This is a genomic window from Nocardia sp. NPDC050408 (genome assembly GCF_044458905.1).
In the GTDB taxonomy this organism is placed as follows: Bacteria; Actinomycetota; Actinomycetes; order Mycobacteriales; family Mycobacteriaceae; genus Nocardia.
Window position 1 is genome coordinate 1 of sequence record NZ_JBITIL010000030.1, and the last position, 17,567, is coordinate 17,567.

The following is a 17,567-nucleotide window of genomic DNA, read 5'->3' on the forward strand; positions in this document are numbered from 1 at the left end:
TGCGTCAGTGACGGGAGCCTGCGACTGCGGCGTATGCGCTTTGACGGCTTGGACGCGGGACGGGTCGCGAACGTCGCTAGTATGTCTCGCTCCGTTGTGGTTGCGTCAGTGACGGGAGCCTGCGACTGCGGCGTATGCGCTTTGACGGCTTGGACGCGGGACGGGTCGCGAACGTCGCTAGTATGTCTCGCTCCGTCGTGGTTGCGTCAGCGAGGGGAGTTCGCGACTGCGTCGCATGCGCTTCGACGGCTCGGACGCGAGACGGGCCGCGAACGGTCGCTCGTAAGACTCGCTCCGTCGTGGTTGCGTCAGCGAGGGGAGTTCGCGACTGTGGCGTATGCGCTTCGAGGGCTCGGACGCGAGACGGGCCGCGAACGGTCGCTCGTAAGACTCGCTCCGTCGTGGTTGCGTCAGTGATGGGAGTTCGCGACTGTGGCGTATGCGCTTCGAGGGCTCGGACGCGAGACGGGCCGCGAACGGTCGCTCGCAAGTCTCGCTCCGTCGTGGCGGGTAGTCGGTAGCGGTCCGAGATCAAGCGGCGCGGGCGGACAACCAGCTGCGCCAGTCGGCGACCAGATCGTCACGGCTGGTGCCGAGCACATCGCGCATGATGCGGTCCTCGCTCGCGGAGTCCTGTTTACCCGCGGCGATGCGGCGGTACAGCTCGACCAGGCGCGGCTGGTCGAACTTATCGGCGACGAACGCGCAGACCGACCACGCCTGCTCATAGGCGACGACGGCACCGCTGCCCGCGAAGTCGGCGGCCGACGGGAGATCGCGCGGGACATCTCCGGCGCGAATGCGGGTGGCGACCGTGGGTGCGATATCGGCGAAATGCTGTCCGGCGCCGAGGTGGGCCACGAATTCGGCGAAGCCCTCGAGCATCCACTGCGGCGCGCCGTCGACGGTCTGTGCCCGGGTGGCGATATGGGTGAGTTCATGGCGCAGCAGCGTGCGCAGACCGCCGGCGTCGAGGCGGCGTCCGGCATCGGAGCTGAAGACGACGCGCTGCCCGGTCGGCTGGGTGCCCGGTGTGAACGGATCAGCGACCGAGGCCGCGGCGACATCTGCGGGCATGCTCGCACCCGAGCGCACCAGTGCGGCGAACTCCGACGGATTCGATGCGACTACCACCATCGCGGACTGGGCCCAGCCCGGACCCCATACGCCGGTGACGGCCGTGGTCGCGGCCGCGAGTTCACCTGCGAGCGTATCGATTTCGGCCTGCTGGGCCGGATGACCGACGACCAGGGACTGCTGGCCGTTCCCGGTCGGCAGCTGCTCCGTTACGAGCTGTCCGAAGGGTTCGAGTGTTCGCCGCACCGCGGCCAGGCGCGGATCGTCGTCGGCGGCGCGCAGGCTGCCGATCGAAGTCGGCTGGGCCGCATGCAGTTTCGGCAGCACCGAATTCGGCATCATCAGCAGTGCACCGCAGGTGCCGGTCAGTATGGTCACCATCGCCACCGTGGCGACGAACTGGAAGCGGCGCCGCACGAACAACCAGGCGCGGGCCCGCCGAAAGCTACTCATAGCTGATCAGTATCGTCGAGCCGAGTGATAGGGCGTCGACCCCATCGGCGCAACGGCTACCGGAACCCCGAACGTGGAGGCGTGCAGCATCATTCCATTGCCCGCATAGATGCCGACATGGGAGATATCGGAGTAGAAGAACACGACGTCGCCGGGTTGCAGATCCTTCTGGGCCACCGGGGTGCCGTAGGTGGCCTGCTGCGAACTGGTCCGCGGCACATCCTTGCCGACTTGTTTGAAGGCCCACTGCACCAGGCCGGAGCAGTCGAACTGATGCGGTCCGGTCGCGCCCCAGACATACGGGTCGCCGATGCGGGTGAGTCCGGCGGCCAATGCGCTGGTGCCGCTGCCGGGGACGAGTCCGCGCAGCAGGGTATCGGTATCGAAACCGGGCGGGAAGGGTGATCCGGCCAATGCCGATTTGTCCTTGGTGGACAACTGCCCCCATGCCTCTACGACCTGCGCGATGGATCCGGACAGGCCGGCCCGCTTGCGCTCGAGATCGGCGCGCACCTGGTCGGCCTTATCGGAGGCCGCGCGGGCGGTATCGGCGGCGGCACGTGCGGCCTTTTCCGCCTCGGTCGCGGTGGCGGTGGCCTGCTTGTAGAGATTGAGCTGCTCGGAGTTCCTGGCCGAGATCACATCGATGGTGGACATCTGGTCGAGCAGACGCTGCGGTGAATCACTCAGCAGCACAGCGGAGAGCCGGCTGGTGCGTGCGCCCTGATAGGCGGCGATCACGGTGCGATCGACGATCGGCTGAAACTTGCGGACTTCCTCGCGGGCCGCGTCGGCGGTCTGGGTGGCCGCGGCGAGTTCGGCGTCGGCATCGTGCAGGGCGGCGAGTTTGGTGTCGAGATCGGCCTGCGCGCCGAGTGCCTGCTGATTGAGCTGTTCGGATTCGCGAGACAGGTCGATCATCCGCTGTACGGCCTCACTGGCCGTGGTCGGCATGGCGGCCGGATCGGCTCCGGCTGGACTGCCACTGCAGAGTGCGGCGGCCAGGACTGCGGCCGCTAATGCCCCTCCCACCAGACGTTTACTGCGATGTCTCCGGTGATGTGCTGTCACAGCGCGCCAGGCCCCGTTTCTCTCGTGAAGCGATCTTGTCGCCTCCGTAAGCTGCGGAACCGCTGCGGCGAACTCCGCAACCCGGGAAGGTCTCGATTAGGTTACGGAACGGCGTAGGTCTGTGTCCAGTGGGCCACAAAATGATCACTGGCCCTTCGAACGGCCCGCAAGCGATCGCTACGCTATGCCGTCCCGACGCCCGGCCGTTTCGTACGGCCGGGCGGGGTGGTCGAAAGAGCTGCTCAGAAGCGGCGCGCGCCGGCGACCGGCATGGAGGAAATCGGCGCGAGCTTCACCGGGGTGCCCGAGGTGGAGGCGTGGACGACGTTGCCGTCACCGGCGTACAGGCCGGAGTGGCTGCCGCCGTAGAACGACACCAGATCGCCCGGCTGCAGGTTGTCGAGCGAGACCGGGGCGCCCGCGTTCAGCTGCTCACCGCTGGTGCGCGGCAGCTCCAGACCGGCCTGCTGGTAGGACCACTTGACCAAGCCCGAGCAGTCGAAGGCATTCGGGCCGGCGGCACCGTAGACGTACGGCGCGCCGAGCTTGCTCATCGCGGCGTCGAGCGCGATATCGCCGACGGACTTCTGGGGCGCCATGAACGGTAGCGGTGCGGGGTTGGGGATCTCGATGCCCGGGATGCCCTGCGGGATCGGGATCTCGTTGGGCACGTCGAAGGTGCCGACGCCGGGGATGGTGACCGGCTGGGCCGAGGCGGGCGCGGCGGGCAACAGGAAGACGCCGAGCGAGGCAGCTCCGACGGCTCCGGCCGCGACGGCACGCTTGGCATGTCGCTTGACGGTGTTGGTCGCCATGATGCGGTACTTCCAATCTGCCCCACGACGCCGCACCCGGTGGTACAGCGGACTGCGTGTCGAGGCACCGTCGGGTGGTGCGCCGAACTCCGTGAGGTCTCGAAAAGGTTACGAACACATCACGGTGTTTTGTAAAGCCGGAGACATCCGAAATGGCGATGCTCAACAAATTCGCCACCGAATATGTGCGACTTGAGTCACACCAATCACGAAACGATAACGACGGGTGATTTCCCAGGGGTGGTGACGTCGCTGGCGAGCTGTCCGACGTCCGGCGGCGGCGCGTCTCAGACGCTGGGTTTATCCGAATTTTTCCAGGTCGCGAAGGTATCTTGGCTTGTGTTCAGTCGGGCGAGTCGGACCGAACGGTCTTCTCGTAGGGGGCATGGGCAGCACGCCGAGGGCATCGACTCCGGGCGCCCGGGCGTGTCCGTCCGATTGATGCAATCTGCTGAATAATGTGATGTGCGCCACTTTTTGGTGTTCTAGATCATTTTGTGGGAATCGGAGCGAAATCCTCGCCGTGTAATTCGGACATTTCTCCGCTGAAATCCCGAGTGGCTTTCCCGGCGCTTCCTGTCGTACCGAGGCCCTACGCTGCACGCCGTGCCCGATCCGACGCCGCGCCAGGCCGCCGCATTGCAGTTGGCCTTCGACGAGCTCGAGACCCCGCTCTACGACACCACCTTCGTGGTCGTCGACCTGGAGACCACCGGCACCAGTCCCGAAGCTGACGCGATCACCGAGATCGGTGCGGTGAAGGTGCGCGGCGGTGAGGTGCTGGGGGAGTTCGCGACCCTGGTGAATCCGGGACGGGCCATACCGCCTGCGATCGTGCAGATCACCGGGATCACCACCGCGATGGTCTACGAGGCGCCCCGGATCGAGGCGGTGCTGCCGGGTTTTCTCGAGTTCGCCAAGGGCGCTGTGCTGGTCGCGCACAACGCCCGCTTCGATATGGCCTTCCTGCGCGCCGCCGCGGCCCGTATGGATACGGCATGGCCGAGCGGGCCGGTGGTGTGCACGGTGAAGTTGGCGCGGCGCGTACTCGCCCGTGACGAAGCCCCCTCGGTCCGGCTCGGTGTGCTCGCGCCGCTGCTCGGTGCGAGCACCCAGCCGAACCACCGCGCCCTCGACGACGCCAGGGCCACCGTGGACGTGCTGCACGCCCTCATCGGACGGGTCGGCAATCTGGGCGTGCACAGCCTGACCGAACTGCTCGACTATCTGCCGAATGTCACACCGCGCCAACGCGCCAAGCGGGTGCTCGCCAACGATCTGCCGTCGAGTCCGGGCGTCTATCTTTTCCGCGGACCCTCCGACGAAGTCCTCTATATAGGGACGGCCGTGAATTTGCGTCGCCGTGTGCGCAATTACTTCACCGGATCCGAGACCCGCGGCCGGATGAAAGAGATGGTCTCCCTTGCTATTCGGGTCGACCATGTGGTGTGCGCGCACGGCCTGGAGGCCGGGGTGCGCGAGCTGCGACTGATCGTCGCGCACACCCCGCCCTATAACCGCCGCTCGAAATTCCCGAAGCGCGGTTGGTGGATAACGCTGACCGACGAACCGTTTCCGCGATTCGCGATCGCGCGGACACCGACCGCGGATGCGTTGGGGCCCTTCCCTTCTCGGATGGACGCGAACGACATCGCGCTGACCATCGCGGAGCACAGCGGCCTGCGCACCTGCACCACGCGACTGCCGCGCGACGGTCGCCACGACTGTCCGCCCGCGGTGGTCGGCGGATGCCCGGCAGCCGTCGGTGGCACTCCTATATATAAGGAGGAATACGAACCCGTCGCCGCGGCCGTTCGGGCGCTGTTCGCGGGCCACTCCGACGCGGCGCTGCGGGCCATGCTCGACCGCATCGAAACTTATTCGCAGGCTGAGCATTTCGAGGCCGCCGCCAGACTGCGTGACCGGACCGGCGCGGTGGTGCGGGCACTGCACCGTACCCAACGACTCGCCGCGGTGGCGCGGATCGGGGAACTGATCGCGGCGCATCCGAACGGCGCGGGTGGTTGGGAGTACGCGGTGATCCGCTATGGGCGGCTGGCGGGGGCCGGAACCTCGGCACGGGGTGTGCCGCCGATGCCGGTGATCGAACGCATCGTCGCGGCATCGGAGACCGTGCTGCCGGATCCGGTGCCGCCATTGCGTGGTGCATCGCCGGAGGAGGTCGGTCTGGTGACGCGATGGTTGGCACGGCCGGGGGTGCGGATCGTGCGCACGAGTGAGGGATACGGCGAGCCGATCCGCGGTGCCGGACGCTGGGCTGGTTGGGCAGCTCTCGCCGATGCGGCGGCGCGGGCCCGACTCCACGGCCCGGAGGCCGAACTCGCGGAGTACAAGCATGGTGACCGCCTAGGCTGACAGCCATGATTACCGCGATCGTGATGATCCAGGCCGAGAACGCCCGCATTCCGGAGACCGCGCAGGCGGTGGCCGACACCCAGGGCGTCACCGAGGTCTATTCCTGCGCGGGCGATGTCGATCTGATCGCGATCGTGCGGGTGCGCGACCACGAGGAGATCGCCGAGGTGGTGACCGGCCGGATCGACAAGACCCCCGGCGTCGCCCGCACCACTACGCACATCGCCTTCAAGTCCTATTCCCGCGCCGACGTCGAGGCGGGCTTCTCTCTCGGCGAGTGAGCCGTACTCAGCGAATGAGGATGGAGGAGTCGGAGAAGGTTCGGGCAGCGCCCGAGGCGAGTACCGCGTAAACGCCCCGCTTCATCGTGTGCTCCTCAGGAGTCGAGCCGGGCGGCGTAGGCCCGACGCGAAACGGGCGACGCCGGATTGCCGCGTCACTGTAACCTTTACCGCCACAAGGGGCCTGCCGACATGCGGCGCATGATTCCCGGCGCGGGGTGTCAGTTGTCGCCGAGGGTGTTGGTGAGTTTGGCCCAGCGGTCGAGCAGGGCTGCGGATTTGCCGGTGTCGATGGCTTCGGCCGCGCGATCGATGCCCGCGGCGATGGCGTCGTGGATATCAGCATCCGGATCGCCGACACTCTGGGACAGGTCGTAGGCGACGATGGCGGCGGCGGAATTGAGCAGTACCGCATCGCGCACCGGGCCCGAGGTACCCGCGAATACGCTGCGCGCGACACCCGCATTGACCTCCGCGTCGCCGCCGCGCAAGGCGCTCAGCTCGACGCGCGCGATACCGATACGGGTCGGATCAATGGTGGTCTCCCGCAGTTTCCCGCCCGACACCACCCACACGTCGGTGGTGTCGGAGGTGGTGATCTCGTCCAGACCGTCATTGCCGCGCACCACGAGCGCGCTGGCGCCGCGCTCGGCGAAGACCCCGGCGATCACCGGAAGTAGATCGGGGAACGCGCAGCCGACCAGCCCGGCTCGCGGTTGCGCGGGGTTGGTGAGCGGGCCGAGCACATTGAAAACGGTGGGAATGCCGATGTCTTTGCGGGCCGGACCGGCGAAACGCAACGCGGGGTGGAACAGCGGCGCGAAACAGAAACCGATGCCGACCTCGCGCACGCAGCGAGCAACGGCCTCGGGGCCGAGAGCCAGCTTTACGCCCAATGCCTCCAGCACATCGGCGCCGCCGCTCTTCGAGGAGGCCGCGCGATTGCCGTGCTTGACCACCGGAACACCGGCCGAGGCCACCACGATCGAGGACATCGTCGAGATATTCACCGAACCGGCCCGGTCGCCGCCGGTCCCGACGATGTCGACCGCATCGCCGTCGACGTGCACCAGGCGGGCGTGGCCGAGCATGCCCGCGGCCATACCGGACAACTCGGTAGGAGTGGGGCCCTTGATCTTCATCGCGACACCGAATGCGGCGATCTGCGCCTGCGTCGCATTGTCGGTGAAGATCTCGTCGATCACCCAGGTCGTGTCCTCCGCTGCCAGATCGCCACCATCGGCAAGGGTCCCGAGTACTTGGGGCCAGCTGCGCATGTCCACTTCTCCTGTCACCACTGGTTCGCGCACCAGTCTGTCGCGATAGAGCGTAGTGGTCGAGACGTTATTACCGCTGCGCGGTCGGGGAACCCGGTTGCAGAGCGTCCCAGCCGTCCGCGACGCCGTCGTGGCGCTGGGCTAGGCCGACCATCCTCGCCCGTTCCTGCGAACAATGCAGTGCGTCCAGCAGTTGAACCCGTTGCAGGGTCAGCGCTTCCAGTTCGTGCGGACCTTCGGTGCGCGGGGCCGCGGCGTAACCGTCCTGGGCCGCGATCGCACACACCTCATCGATCCGATCAGGCGGAATACGCAAATGGTGGCGCAGCAGTGCGGGCGCGTCGGCTTGGAGAGCCGTGGCGCGCGAAAGTGTTGTCGAACACCCTTCGGAGTCATCGAAGCATTCCGCGACGACTACTAGATCGGAACGGGTCGGATCGAGCGGTTCGGGTTCGTTCCCGCCGAACAGCCGTTGCCACCACCACGTCACATCCGCCTCCTGATCTCAGCTTTTCCTTACCAACGCCTGTCACCATCTGAGGCTGTAATCGTCTGGTCGCGCGACATTCACACACCTACATCACCACAACGGAGCGAGTCTTACGAGCGACCGTCGGCGGCCCGTCTCGCGGCCGAGTCGTCCAAGCGCATGCGACGCAGTCGCGAGTCTCGACGACGCCGCCAGCGACTGCTTGCAGGTCGCTCGCAATGGTCGGCCGCGAGACACCTGGGGGCCGCCGACACGCCGCGCCGAAGGCGCGGCCATCAAACGCTGTCTGTCCGTGCGTTTTCCGACGCGGGAGGACAAGTTTCGCACCCGGGTAGTTGTGTCGTACTACGACGAGTCATACTTACCCCCGTGACGACCGCAGTAGGGACCCCAGGATCGGCCATTACTCAGCGTGTGCATTCGCTGAACCGGCCCAACATGGTGAGCGTCGGTACCATCATCTGGCTGTCTAGCGAGCTGATGTTCTTTGCCGGGCTCTTCGCGATGTATTTCGTCGCGCGCGCCCAGGCCCACGGCAACTGGCCGCCGGAACCGACCGAGCTGAACCTGAAGCTTGCCGTGCCGGTCACCACCGTGCTGGTCGCCTCGTCGTTCACCTGCCAGATGGGTGTGTTCGCGGCGGAGAAGGGCGATGTGTTCGGCCTGCGACGCTGGTATGTCGTCACCCTGATCATGGGTGCGATGTTCGTGTCCGGTCAGGGCTACGAGTACACCAACCTGGTCAAGGAGGGCACCTCGATCTCGAGCAGTGCCTACGGCTCGGTGTTCTACATCACCACCGGTTTCCACGGTCTGCACGTCATCGGTGGTCTGATCGCCTTCGTCTTCCTGCTGGTCCGCACCAAGGTCAGTAAGTTCACCCCGGCACAGGCCACCGCCGCGATCGTCGTCTCCTACTACTGGCACTTCGTCGACATCGTCTGGATCGGGCTGTTCGCCACGATCTACTTCGTCCGCTGAGTCGGGCCAGTACCTCAAAGCTTTTGCACAAGTCGGTTCCGTCTACTCCAAAGGGACACAGATGAGTTCATCTCCCCCGTCAGCGCCAGAGCCCGCCAGCCCCGGGAACGGCCAGGCAAGCAAGACGCGCAAGCAACGCCGTATGCGGCGTCGCATCGCGGGTGGGCTTGCGCTGTTGGTGGGCCTCGTCGGAGCCGGATTCCTCGCCACCGCGATTACGCCGGACCCGCAGGTCGCGACCGCGCACGAGGACCAGTCCGCGCTGATCCGCGACGGCAAGCAGCTCTACGAGACCTCCTGCATCACCTGCCACGGCGCCAACCTGCAGGGCGTGCCCGACCGCGGTCCGAGCCTGATCGGCGTCGGTGAGGCGGCCGTCTACTTCCAGGTCTCCTCCGGCCGTATGCCGATGGCGCGGAACGAGGCCCAGGCCCAGCGCAAGCCACCGAAGTTCGACGCGCACCAGATCGACGCGCTCAGCGCGTACGTCGCGTCCAACGGTGGCGGCCCGAGCGTGGTGCGCGACGCCAACGGCGAGATCGCCCAGGAATCGCTGCGCGGTCCGGATGTGGCCCGCGGTTCGGAGCTGTTCCGGATGAACTGCGCGTCCTGCCACAACTTCACCGGTCGCGGCGGCGCGCTGTCCTCCGGTAAGTTCGCACCGCCGTTGGAGCCCGCGAGCGAGCAGCAGATCTACGATGCGATGCTCACCGGCCCGCAGAACATGCCGAAGTTCTCCGACCGGCAGCTGAGCCCGGAAGAGAAGCGCGACATCGTCGCCTACGTCAAGAACGCCACCGAGGAGAAGAGCCCCGGCGGCTGGGATCTCGGCGGGTTCGGTCCTGCGACCGAGGGTCTGGCCATGTGGGTGGTCGGCATCACGCTCGTCGTGGGTGCCGCGATGTGGATCGGATCACGTTCATGAGCGAGCGCAGCGAGCGAACAACAAACACAGCCGATATATCGGTCATGACGGAGCCGAGCGCCAGCGAGGTGCAGGCATGAGCGATAGCAAGGAGCCAACTGACATGGGTCGGCCGGATGAGGGCCACGACGGTGCGCAGCCGTCGAAGGAGCCGGTGAACACCACACCGGCTGAGCCCACCGAGGAAGAACTCGACGCGATGTCGCGCGACGAGCTGGTCAAGCTCGGTACCGAGCGCGACGGTGTCGACGTCGCCTACCGGCGCGAGCGGTTCCCGGTGCCGGGCACCCGGGCCGAGAAGCGCGCCGAGCGGGAGGTCTCGTTCTGGTTCGCGGTCTCCGGTATCGCGGCCGCGGTCCTGGTCGGGGTCTTCCTGTTCTGGCCTTGGGAGTTCAAGGGCAAGGACGAGGAAGGCCACACCGCCTACTCGCTGTTCACCCCGCTGGTCGGTCTCAGCCTCGGTATCTCGGTGCTGGTCATCGGCGTCGCGGTGGTGCTGATCCGCAAGAAGTTCATCCCGGCAGAGCTGTCCATCCAGGACCGGCACGACGGACCCTCGCCCGAGGTCGAGCGCCGCACCCTGGTCGCCGAACTGCAGGATGCGCTGGACACCTCCACGCTGGGCCGCCGCAAGATGATTACCCGGACCGCGGGCGCCGGTGTCGGCGTACTCGGTATCGGTGCGCTGCTGGTCTTCGTCGGCGGCATGATCAAGAACCCGTGGGCCAAGGGCGACAAGTCGCCGCTGTGGGTCTCGGGCTGGACCCCGGACTTCCCCGGCGAGACGATCTACATCCGTCGCGACACCGGTCGCCCCGAGGACGTCATGCTGGTGCGTCCCGAGGACCTGGACGCGGGCGCGATGGAGACGGTGTTCCCGTGGAAGGAGAAGTGGCGCGGTGACGAGCACGCGACGCTGCAGTCCCTGCGCGGTATCCGCAACGCCGTCATGCTGATCCGGCTGCGCACCGAAGATGCGCAGAAGGCCATCAAGCGCAAGGGGCAGGAGAGCTTCAACTACGGCGACTACTTCGCCTATTCGAAGATCTGCACCCACCTCGGTTGCCCGACGTCGCTGTTCGAGCAGCAGACCAACAAGATCCTGTGCCCCTGCCACCAGTCGCAGTTCCTGGCGACCGAATGGGGTAAGCCGGTCTTCGGTCCCGCCGCTCGCGCACTGCCGCAGCTGCCGATCACCGTCAACTCCGAGGGTTACCTGGTCGCCGCGGGCGACTTCATCGAGCCGCTCGGACCGGCCTACTGGGAGCGTCGTTCATGAGTCGGGTTGCAGCCCAAGCCAACGAGGCGGACGAGCGGTACCGCGCCGCCGCGTTCATGAAGCGGTCGATCAACAAGGTCTTCCCGACCCACTGGTCGTTCCTGCTCGGCGAGATCGCCCTCTACAGCTTCATCATCCTGCTGCTGTCGGGTGTGTATCTGACCCTGTTCTTCGATCCGTCGATGAGCGAGGTCGTCTACAACGGTGCCTACCAGCCGCTGCGTGGTGTGACCATGTCGCGGGCCTACGAGACGGCGCTGAACATCACCTTCGAGGTGCGCGGCGGTCTGTTCGTGCGTCAGGTGCACCACTGGGCCGCACTGCTTTTCGCGGCATCGATCATCGTGCACCTGTTCCGCATCTTCTTCACCGGTGCGTTCCGTAAGCCGCGTGAGGCGAACTGGGTCATCGGCTGCCTGCTGCTGATCCTGGCCATGTTCGAGGGCTTCTTCGGTTACTCGCTGCCCGACGACCTGCTCTCGGGTACCGGTCTGCGGGCCGCGTTCGGCGGTATCACGATGAGTATCCCGATCATCGGTACCTGGATGCACTGGATGATCTTCGGCGGCGACTTCCCCGGCGACATCATCATCCCGCGTTTGTACATCGCGCACGTGCTGTTGTTCCCGGGCATCTTCCTGGCGCTGATCGCCGCGCACGTGGCGCTGGTCTGGTACCAAAAGCACACGCAGTTCCCTGGTCCCGGCCGCACCGAGAACAACGTCGTCGGCGCGCGGATCGTGCCGGTGTTCGCCTCGGATCAGGGTGCGTTCTTCGCCTTCACCCTCGGCATCGTGGCGATCCTGGCCGGTGTGCTGCAGATCAATCCGATCTGGAACCTGGGTCCCTATAACCCGTCTCAGGTGTCGGCGGGTTCGCAGCCCGACTTCTACATGATGTGGACCGACGGTTTGGCGCGTCTGATGCCGCCGTGGGAGATCTACATCGGTAACTACACGGTTCCGGCCGTGTTCTGGGTCGCGCTGATCATGGGGCTGGTGTTCACGGTGCTGATCCTGTACCCGTGGATCGAAAAGCGCCTCACCGGCGACGATGTGCGTCACAACCTGCTGCAGCGCCCGCGCGACGTGCCGGTGCGCACGGCGATCGGTGCGATGTCGATCGGTTTCTACGTGGTGCTGACGCTCTCGTGCGTCAACGACATCCTGGCGCTGAAGTTCGACATTTCGTTGAACGCCACTACCTGGATGGGCCGCATCGGTCTGCTGGTCGTGCCGCCGGCGGCGTACTTCATCGCCTACCGGTTCTGCATCGGTCTGCAGCGCAGTGACCGCGCGGTGCTCGAACACGGCATCGAGACCGGTGTGATCAAGCGTCTGCCGCACGGTGAGTACATCGAGGTGCACCAGCCGTTGGGCCCGGTCGACGATCACGGCCACCCGATCCCGCTGGAGTACCAGGGCGCGACGGTGCCCAAGAAGATGAACAAGCTGGGTTCGGCCGGTAAGCCGGGCACCGGTAGCTTCCTGCGCGCCGATCCGGTGCACGAGATCGAGCAGGCCTTCGAGGACGACCACGCGGAAGAGCTCAAGCAGCTCGCCGTACTGCAGAAGGTCCAGGCGAAGGCGAACGGTCAGAACGGTAAGTCCGCGCACTGACAGATAAGCAAAGGCCCCGAGTCGAATCTTCGACTCGGGGCCTTTGCTTCAAAGGGAGACTCGGCGGCGGGCGGCCTCGATGGCCTCGAATTTGGCCAGGTTGTGGCGGGCGTCGGCGAGGGCGTCGTGGGCGTCCGGGGGGACCGGGGGCAGTTCGGGACGACCGTGGGCCTCCCAGTGCTGACGCAGTTCGTTGGTGTAGCGGGGCAGCGCATTAGGCAGGTCGACCATGGAGCCCCAGAGCTGGCACAACGCGACGTGGTCGTATGCGGCCACCCAGGCCCACAGTTCGGGGGTGACGCTGGGGCGCGGGACCAGGAATTCGTAGAGGTCTTTGCGGATCTGTTCGCGGCTGCGCCATAGCCGGGAAGAGGGCGGCGGGAGCTGCGGCAGCACGTACCTGCGGACCCAGGGGCCAGCGCGTTCGGGATCGAATTCGGTTGAGACCGCATAGTATTCGCGGCCGTCCTCGCAGACCACACCGATCGATACGAGGTCGATCGTCGACCCGTCCTCGATGAATTCGCAGTCATAAAAATATCGAAGCGAGATCGGTCTCTCCTCCAAAGATCGGTACGGTGGCGATAGTGCCCGGCTATCCACCCTAGGTGCGCAGAATCCACCCCTAATACCGGGTACCTGCGCGTGCTGGAGGGTCCGTATTCTGAACAGGTGAACTGGACCGTCGACGTACCCATCGATCGCCTGCCGGAGCTGCCGCCGCTGCCCGCAGAGCTGCGTAGGCGGCTGGATGACGCCCTGGCGCGTCCGGCGCTACAGCAGCCGGCGTGGGATCCGGAACAGGCGGCAATGATGCGCACCGTGCTGGAGAGCGTGCCGCCGATCTGCGTGCCCGCCGAGGTGGAGGAGTTGCGCGCGCAGCTGGCGGAGGTCGCGCGCGGCGAGGCCTTCCTGATGCAGGGCGGTGATTGCGCGGAGACCTTCGCCGATAACACCGAACCGCATATCCGAGGCAATATCCGCACGTTGCTGCAGATGGCTGTGGTGCTGACCTACGGTGCCAGTCTGCCGGTGGTCAAGGTCGCGCGCATCGCGGGCCAGTACGCCAAGCCGCGTTCCTCTGACACCGACGCGCTCGGCCTCAAGTCCTACCGCGGCGACATGGTGAACTCGCTGGTCGCCGATGCGAAGCTGCGTGAGCACGACCCCTCGCGACTGGTCCGCGCCTACGCCAACGCCAGTGCGGCCATGAACCTGGTGCGTGCCCTGACCAGTGCAGGCATGGCGGATCTGCACCGTGTGCACGACTGGAACCGCGACTTCGTCGCCCAGTCACCGGCGGGTGCGCGCTACGAGGCGCTGGCCGAGGAGATCGACCGCGGCCTGGCGTTCATGACCGCCTGTCGAGTGAACGATCCAAGTCTGCAGTCGGCCCGCATCTACGCCAGCCATGAGGCATTGGTGTTGGACTACGAGCGCGCCATGCTGCGCCTCGGCCAGAACCCGGCGGGCGAGCCGGTGCTCTACGACCTGTCCGCGCACTTCCTCTGGATCGGCGAGCGCACCCGCCATCTCGACGGCGCACATATCGCCTTCGCGGAACTGCTCGCCAATCCGATCGGCCTGAAGATCGGCCCGACCACCACGCCGGATCAGGCTGTGGAGTACGTCGAGCGGCTCGATCCCAATAACGAGCCGGGCCGGTTGACCATCGTCTCGCGCATGGGCAATACCAAGGTGCGCGACGTGCTGCCGCCAATTATCGAGAAGGTGCAGGCGACCGGACACCAGGTCATCTGGCAGTGCGACCCCATGCACGGCAACACCCACGAGGCCTCCACCGGCTACAAGACCCGGCATTTCGATCGGATCATCGACGAGGTGCAGGGCTTCTTCGAGGTGCACCACGCACTCGGCACCCATCCGGGCGGTCTGCACATCGAATTGACCGGTGAGGATGTCACCGAATGCCTCGGCGGCGCACAGGACATCTCCGATCTGGATCTGTCCGGTCGCTACGAGACCGCATGTGACCCGCGGCTGAACACCCAGCAGTCGCTGGAACTGGCCTTCCTGGTCGCCGAAATGCTGCGCTGACCACGGCTTCCGAAGAGGAGCGCCGCGACATGTGGCGCTTCTTTGTCGTCAGGGCAGCGCAGTCAGCGAGACGGTACTGCCCGCCTCGACATTGGAACCCACGCCCGGAACTTGGCCGATCACCACGGAGCTCTCGGACGGGGCGAGCTGACGCACCGCCACCACCAGGCCGAGCGCCTGCAGCTTGGAGCGGGCGTCGGCGACGCTCGAGCCGACCAGCAGGGGCACCTTCACGGCATTCGAGACGATCAAGGTGATGCCGTCGCCGGCCTGGATCGTGGCGCCCGCGGCCGGTTCGGTGGCGATGACCTTATCCGCCTCGATGGTGCGGTCGTACTGAGTTCTGGTCTCGCGCACCGTGATTCCGGCCGCGGTGAGCGCCTTGTTAGCTTCCTCGGTGGTCTTGCCGCGCAGATCGGGCATCTTAACCGGCTGAGATCCCTTGCTGCGGTACACCTTTACCTGCGCGGCCAGCGGCAGAACGGTGCCGGGAGCCGGATCCACCTTCGCGAAGGTGCCCTTGGGTGCGGTACTGCCCGTTTCGCCCGCGTCCACCGGTTGCAGTCCGGCATCGCGAATGAGCTGGTTGACCTTCGAAATGTTGTCGCCCGCTTTGACATCCGGCACGCGGGGTTTGCCGCTGGAGATCAGCACGGCCACCGTCGAGCCCTTGGTGACCTTGGATCCGGCCGAGGGATCGGTGCCGACCACCCCGCCGACCGGGATGGTGTCGGAGGTCTTCTGTCTGATCTCGGTGTCGAAACCGGCATCCGACAGGGCCGAAATCGCGCTGGCCTGATCCTTCCCGGCGACCGACGGGACGGCCGAGTAGCGCCCCACACCCAACCACCAACCGCCGATCCCGACGAGCAGTGTCAGGACCGCGACGATGGCGACCCAGAGCAGGACCGTGCGACGCGATTTGCTCCGGTCGTCCGCGAAGGGTGACGGTTGCGGCGAATGTGATGGTGCGTAGGGGTCGCGGTAGGTGTCCGGCGGTCCGTAGTTGTCCGCCGGACCATAGTCGGGCACCCGCGGCCGCGCCGCGGTGACCACCTTGGTGTGCTGCGCGGACGGTGGTGGCGGTGCCGCGGCCCTGGCCTGCTGCGGGGTGGGCGCGGCGCCCTGGTAGCTGGCGCTGAGGTGTTCGGCCGATTCCTGCGGTGCGGGCACCCGATACGGCGGCAGATTCAGCGCTACCCCGATCGAATGCAATTCGGCCGCCATCTCGTTGGCATCGGCGAAGCGGTGCGCGGGTTCGCGGTTGGTGGCCCGCGCGATCAGCTCGTCGAACTCCGGCGGGACTCCGTCGATGAATTCGCTCGGGCTTGGCACATCGTTCTCGATGCGCTGATATGCCACCGATAGCGAAGTGTCGCCGGTGAAGGGGACCCGGCCGGTGAGCAGTTCGAAGATCAGGATGCCGAAGGAGTAGACGTCGCTGCGGGAATCGGCGGTGCCCGCGGTCACCTGTTCGGGTGACAGGTAGGCGGCGGTGCCGAGAATTACGCTCGCCGAGGTGGTGTTCGCGGCCGCGACGGCACGTACCAGACCGAAATCGGCGATCTTGACCTCGCCGGAATCGGAGACCAATACATTCTCCGGTTTGATATCGCGATGGATCAGGCCAGCCGAATGCGCGACGCCGATCGCGGCCAATACCGGCTCGGCGACCGCGCGCACCGCATGCGGCGGCATCGGACCGCGTTCGCGCAGGAGCTCGCGCAGCGTGCCGCCCTCGACCAACTCCATGATCAGGAACGGATGTTCGCCGTCCACGCCCTGGTCGTAGACCGCGACCAGAGACGGATGCTTGAGCTTGGCGACCGCGCGCGCCTCGAATTCGAACCGGGATAGGAACTGGGGATCGGCGGCGAATTTGGGATCCATCACCTTGATCGCGACCGGACGGTCCAGACGGGTATCCACCCCTCGGAAGACCATCGACATCCCGCCCCGCGCGATCGGCGCATCGATGCGGTAGCGCCCCTCCAGGATTTGCCCGATCAAGTGATGTCCTCCGGCTTTCACAAAGTTCTCACCCATCGCTCCGATGCGACAAGCGATTGACCGTCTCGCGCGGCCCGCTCACGATCGTAGCTGTGTCGATCGGCTCTGTTTTTGGCCGCGCGGGGCGCGGCGTGTTCGCGGCCCGGAATGTCAGCATCGCGGAGCGATTCGATGAGGGTGGTGGTCGGGCGACGGGTGGGCCTCGCGGCCGAGCGGTCGAGACTCGCGCCTGCGGCGCCTGCGCTTCGACCACTCGGCCGCGAGACGGGCCGCGAACTGGTCGCTCGTAAGACTCGCTCCGTTGTGGTTGACAAAGTGATGATTTGTGGCCGACAGGGTGCCGTTGTGCCATCGAATCGCGCGGGAACGGTCCAGGGGTGTCTCGAAGCACGTGGGGCGGGACCGTCTACCGTTATCCGGGTGAGTGCATTCCCTTGCAGTGACGATGTTCTTCCCCAGTCGGAGGTGGTGATCCCGCTGCCGGAGGTGGCCGACAAGCTCGGGCTCGTGGTGACCCGGGTGCATCAGATGCTGCGCGACCACCAGTTGCTCGCCATGCGCCGCGATGGTGTTGCCGGCGTGCCCGAGCGATTCTTCGACGACACCGGCGCGATCGTGAAGTCGCTGCCGGGCTTGATCACCGTCATGAAAGACGCCAAGTACACCGATGAGGAGATCTTGGAGTGGATCTTCACCGACGACGAGAGCCTGCCCGGTAAGCCAGTCGACGCATTACACGGCCCGCTCGCGCGCGAGGTTCTGCGCCGCGCGGCGGCCGACCCCTTCTGAGTTCTCGGCCGCGCGGACGCAGCGTGTTCACGGCGCCCTGGTGTGCGGTGGCCTCGCTTTCGCTCG

General features: G+C 66.2%; 15 protein-coding genes. 8 read left to right on the top strand and 7 right to left on the bottom strand.

The features are described from left to right. Positions 1-531 precede the first annotated feature (531 nt). The 3 genes from ACIBJI_RS39605 to ACIBJI_RS39615 form a co-directional block, all read right to left on the bottom strand. Positions 532-1,530 (bottom strand): hypothetical protein, encoded by a 999-nt coding sequence (locus tag ACIBJI_RS39605; RefSeq protein WP_396959315.1) that lies wholly within the window; start codon positions 1,528-1,530, stop codon positions 532-534. A gap of 6 nt (positions 1,531-1,536) precedes the next feature. Next, positions 1,537-2,562 carry an NlpC/P60 family protein gene (locus ACIBJI_RS39610; RefSeq protein ID WP_364353349.1) on the bottom strand — a complete coding sequence of 342 codons (1,026 nt, stop codon included), beginning with the start codon at positions 2,560-2,562 and terminating at the stop codon, positions 1,537-1,539. 281 nt (positions 2,563-2,843) lie between these two features. Next, the gene (locus ACIBJI_RS39615) at positions 2,844-3,416 is read right to left on the bottom strand and encodes a C40 family peptidase (protein WP_396959313.1); all 573 of its coding nucleotides are present in this window, start codon (positions 3,414-3,416) and stop codon (positions 2,844-2,846) included. A gap of 606 nt (positions 3,417-4,022) precedes the next feature. Between ACIBJI_RS39615 and ACIBJI_RS39620 the strand changes: the two genes are divergently transcribed. Both ACIBJI_RS39620 and ACIBJI_RS39625 read left to right on the top strand, forming a co-directional pair. Then, entirely contained in the window at positions 4,023-5,792 is a 1,770-nt protein-coding gene (locus tag ACIBJI_RS39620) for a DEDD exonuclease domain-containing protein (protein ID WP_397088162.1), read from the top strand. A gap of 5 nt (positions 5,793-5,797) precedes the next feature. Next, entirely contained in the window at positions 5,798-6,073 is a 276-nt protein-coding gene (locus tag ACIBJI_RS39625; protein WP_364353340.1) for an Lrp/AsnC ligand binding domain-containing protein, read from the top strand. A 221-nt stretch (positions 6,074-6,294) separates the two neighbouring features. Here ACIBJI_RS39625 and trpD read toward each other — a convergent pair whose 3' ends face one another. Together trpD and ACIBJI_RS39635 are read right to left on the bottom strand one after the other, a co-directional pair. Then, positions 6,295-7,350 (bottom strand): anthranilate phosphoribosyltransferase, encoded by a 1,056-nt coding sequence (gene trpD, locus ACIBJI_RS39630; protein ID WP_397088164.1) that lies wholly within the window; start codon positions 7,348-7,350, stop codon positions 6,295-6,297. Positions 7,351-7,420: 70 nt separating this feature from the next. Further along, positions 7,421-7,840: a hypothetical protein gene (locus ACIBJI_RS39635; protein ID WP_364353334.1), complete on the bottom strand. Its 420-nt coding sequence runs from the start codon at positions 7,838-7,840 to the stop codon at positions 7,421-7,423. A gap of 369 nt (positions 7,841-8,209) precedes the next feature. Between ACIBJI_RS39635 and ACIBJI_RS39640 the strand changes: the two genes are divergently transcribed. From ACIBJI_RS39640 to ACIBJI_RS39655, 4 genes are all read left to right on the top strand, one after another. Then, the gene (locus ACIBJI_RS39640) at positions 8,210-8,821 is read left to right on the top strand and encodes a heme-copper oxidase subunit III (RefSeq protein ID WP_364353331.1); all 612 of its coding nucleotides are present in this window, start codon (positions 8,210-8,212) and stop codon (positions 8,819-8,821) included. A gap of 61 nt (positions 8,822-8,882) precedes the next feature. Further along, complete coding sequence (locus tag ACIBJI_RS39645) at positions 8,883-9,746, top strand: cytochrome c (protein WP_364353328.1); 864 nt, start codon at positions 8,883-8,885, stop codon at positions 9,744-9,746. Between the two features lie 103 nt (positions 9,747-9,849). After that, positions 9,850-11,025 (top strand): ubiquinol-cytochrome c reductase iron-sulfur subunit, encoded by a 1,176-nt coding sequence (locus ACIBJI_RS39650; RefSeq protein ID WP_364353389.1) that lies wholly within the window; start codon positions 9,850-9,852, stop codon positions 11,023-11,025. Continuing rightward, positions 11,022-12,644 carry a ubiquinol-cytochrome c reductase cytochrome b subunit gene (locus ACIBJI_RS39655; protein ID WP_364353325.1) on the top strand — a complete coding sequence of 541 codons (1,623 nt, stop codon included), beginning with the start codon at positions 11,022-11,024 and terminating at the stop codon, positions 12,642-12,644. Before ACIBJI_RS39650 ends, ACIBJI_RS39655 begins: the two co-directional genes overlap by 4 nt. A 48-nt stretch (positions 12,645-12,692) precedes the next feature. Here the strand turns inward: ACIBJI_RS39655 and ACIBJI_RS39660 are convergent, their stop codons facing one another. Then, on the bottom strand, positions 12,693-13,211 hold the full coding sequence (locus ACIBJI_RS39660; RefSeq protein ID WP_364353322.1) for a polyadenylate-specific 3'-exoribonuclease AS: 519 nt from the start codon (positions 13,209-13,211) through the stop codon (positions 12,693-12,695). Positions 13,212-13,316: 105 nt separating this feature from the next. Between ACIBJI_RS39660 and ACIBJI_RS39665 the strand changes: the two genes are divergently transcribed. After that, complete coding sequence (locus ACIBJI_RS39665; RefSeq protein ID WP_364353319.1) at positions 13,317-14,702, top strand: class II 3-deoxy-7-phosphoheptulonate synthase; 1,386 nt, start codon at positions 13,317-13,319, stop codon at positions 14,700-14,702. A gap of 48 nt (positions 14,703-14,750) precedes the next feature. Here ACIBJI_RS39665 and pknB read toward each other — a convergent pair whose 3' ends face one another. Further along, positions 14,751-16,748, bottom strand: coding sequence for a Stk1 family PASTA domain-containing Ser/Thr kinase (pknB, locus tag ACIBJI_RS39670; RefSeq protein ID WP_364353316.1), 1,998 nt, complete (start codon positions 16,746-16,748; stop codon positions 14,751-14,753). A 384-nt stretch (positions 16,749-17,132) separates the two neighbouring features. Here pknB and ACIBJI_RS39675 point away from each other — a divergent pair, with 384 nt between their 5' ends. Beyond that, positions 17,133-17,501, top strand: a complete 369-nt coding sequence (locus ACIBJI_RS39675) for an Rv2175c family DNA-binding protein (protein ID WP_364353313.1) — start codon at positions 17,133-17,135, stop codon at positions 17,499-17,501. Positions 17,502-17,567 lie beyond the last annotated feature (66 nt).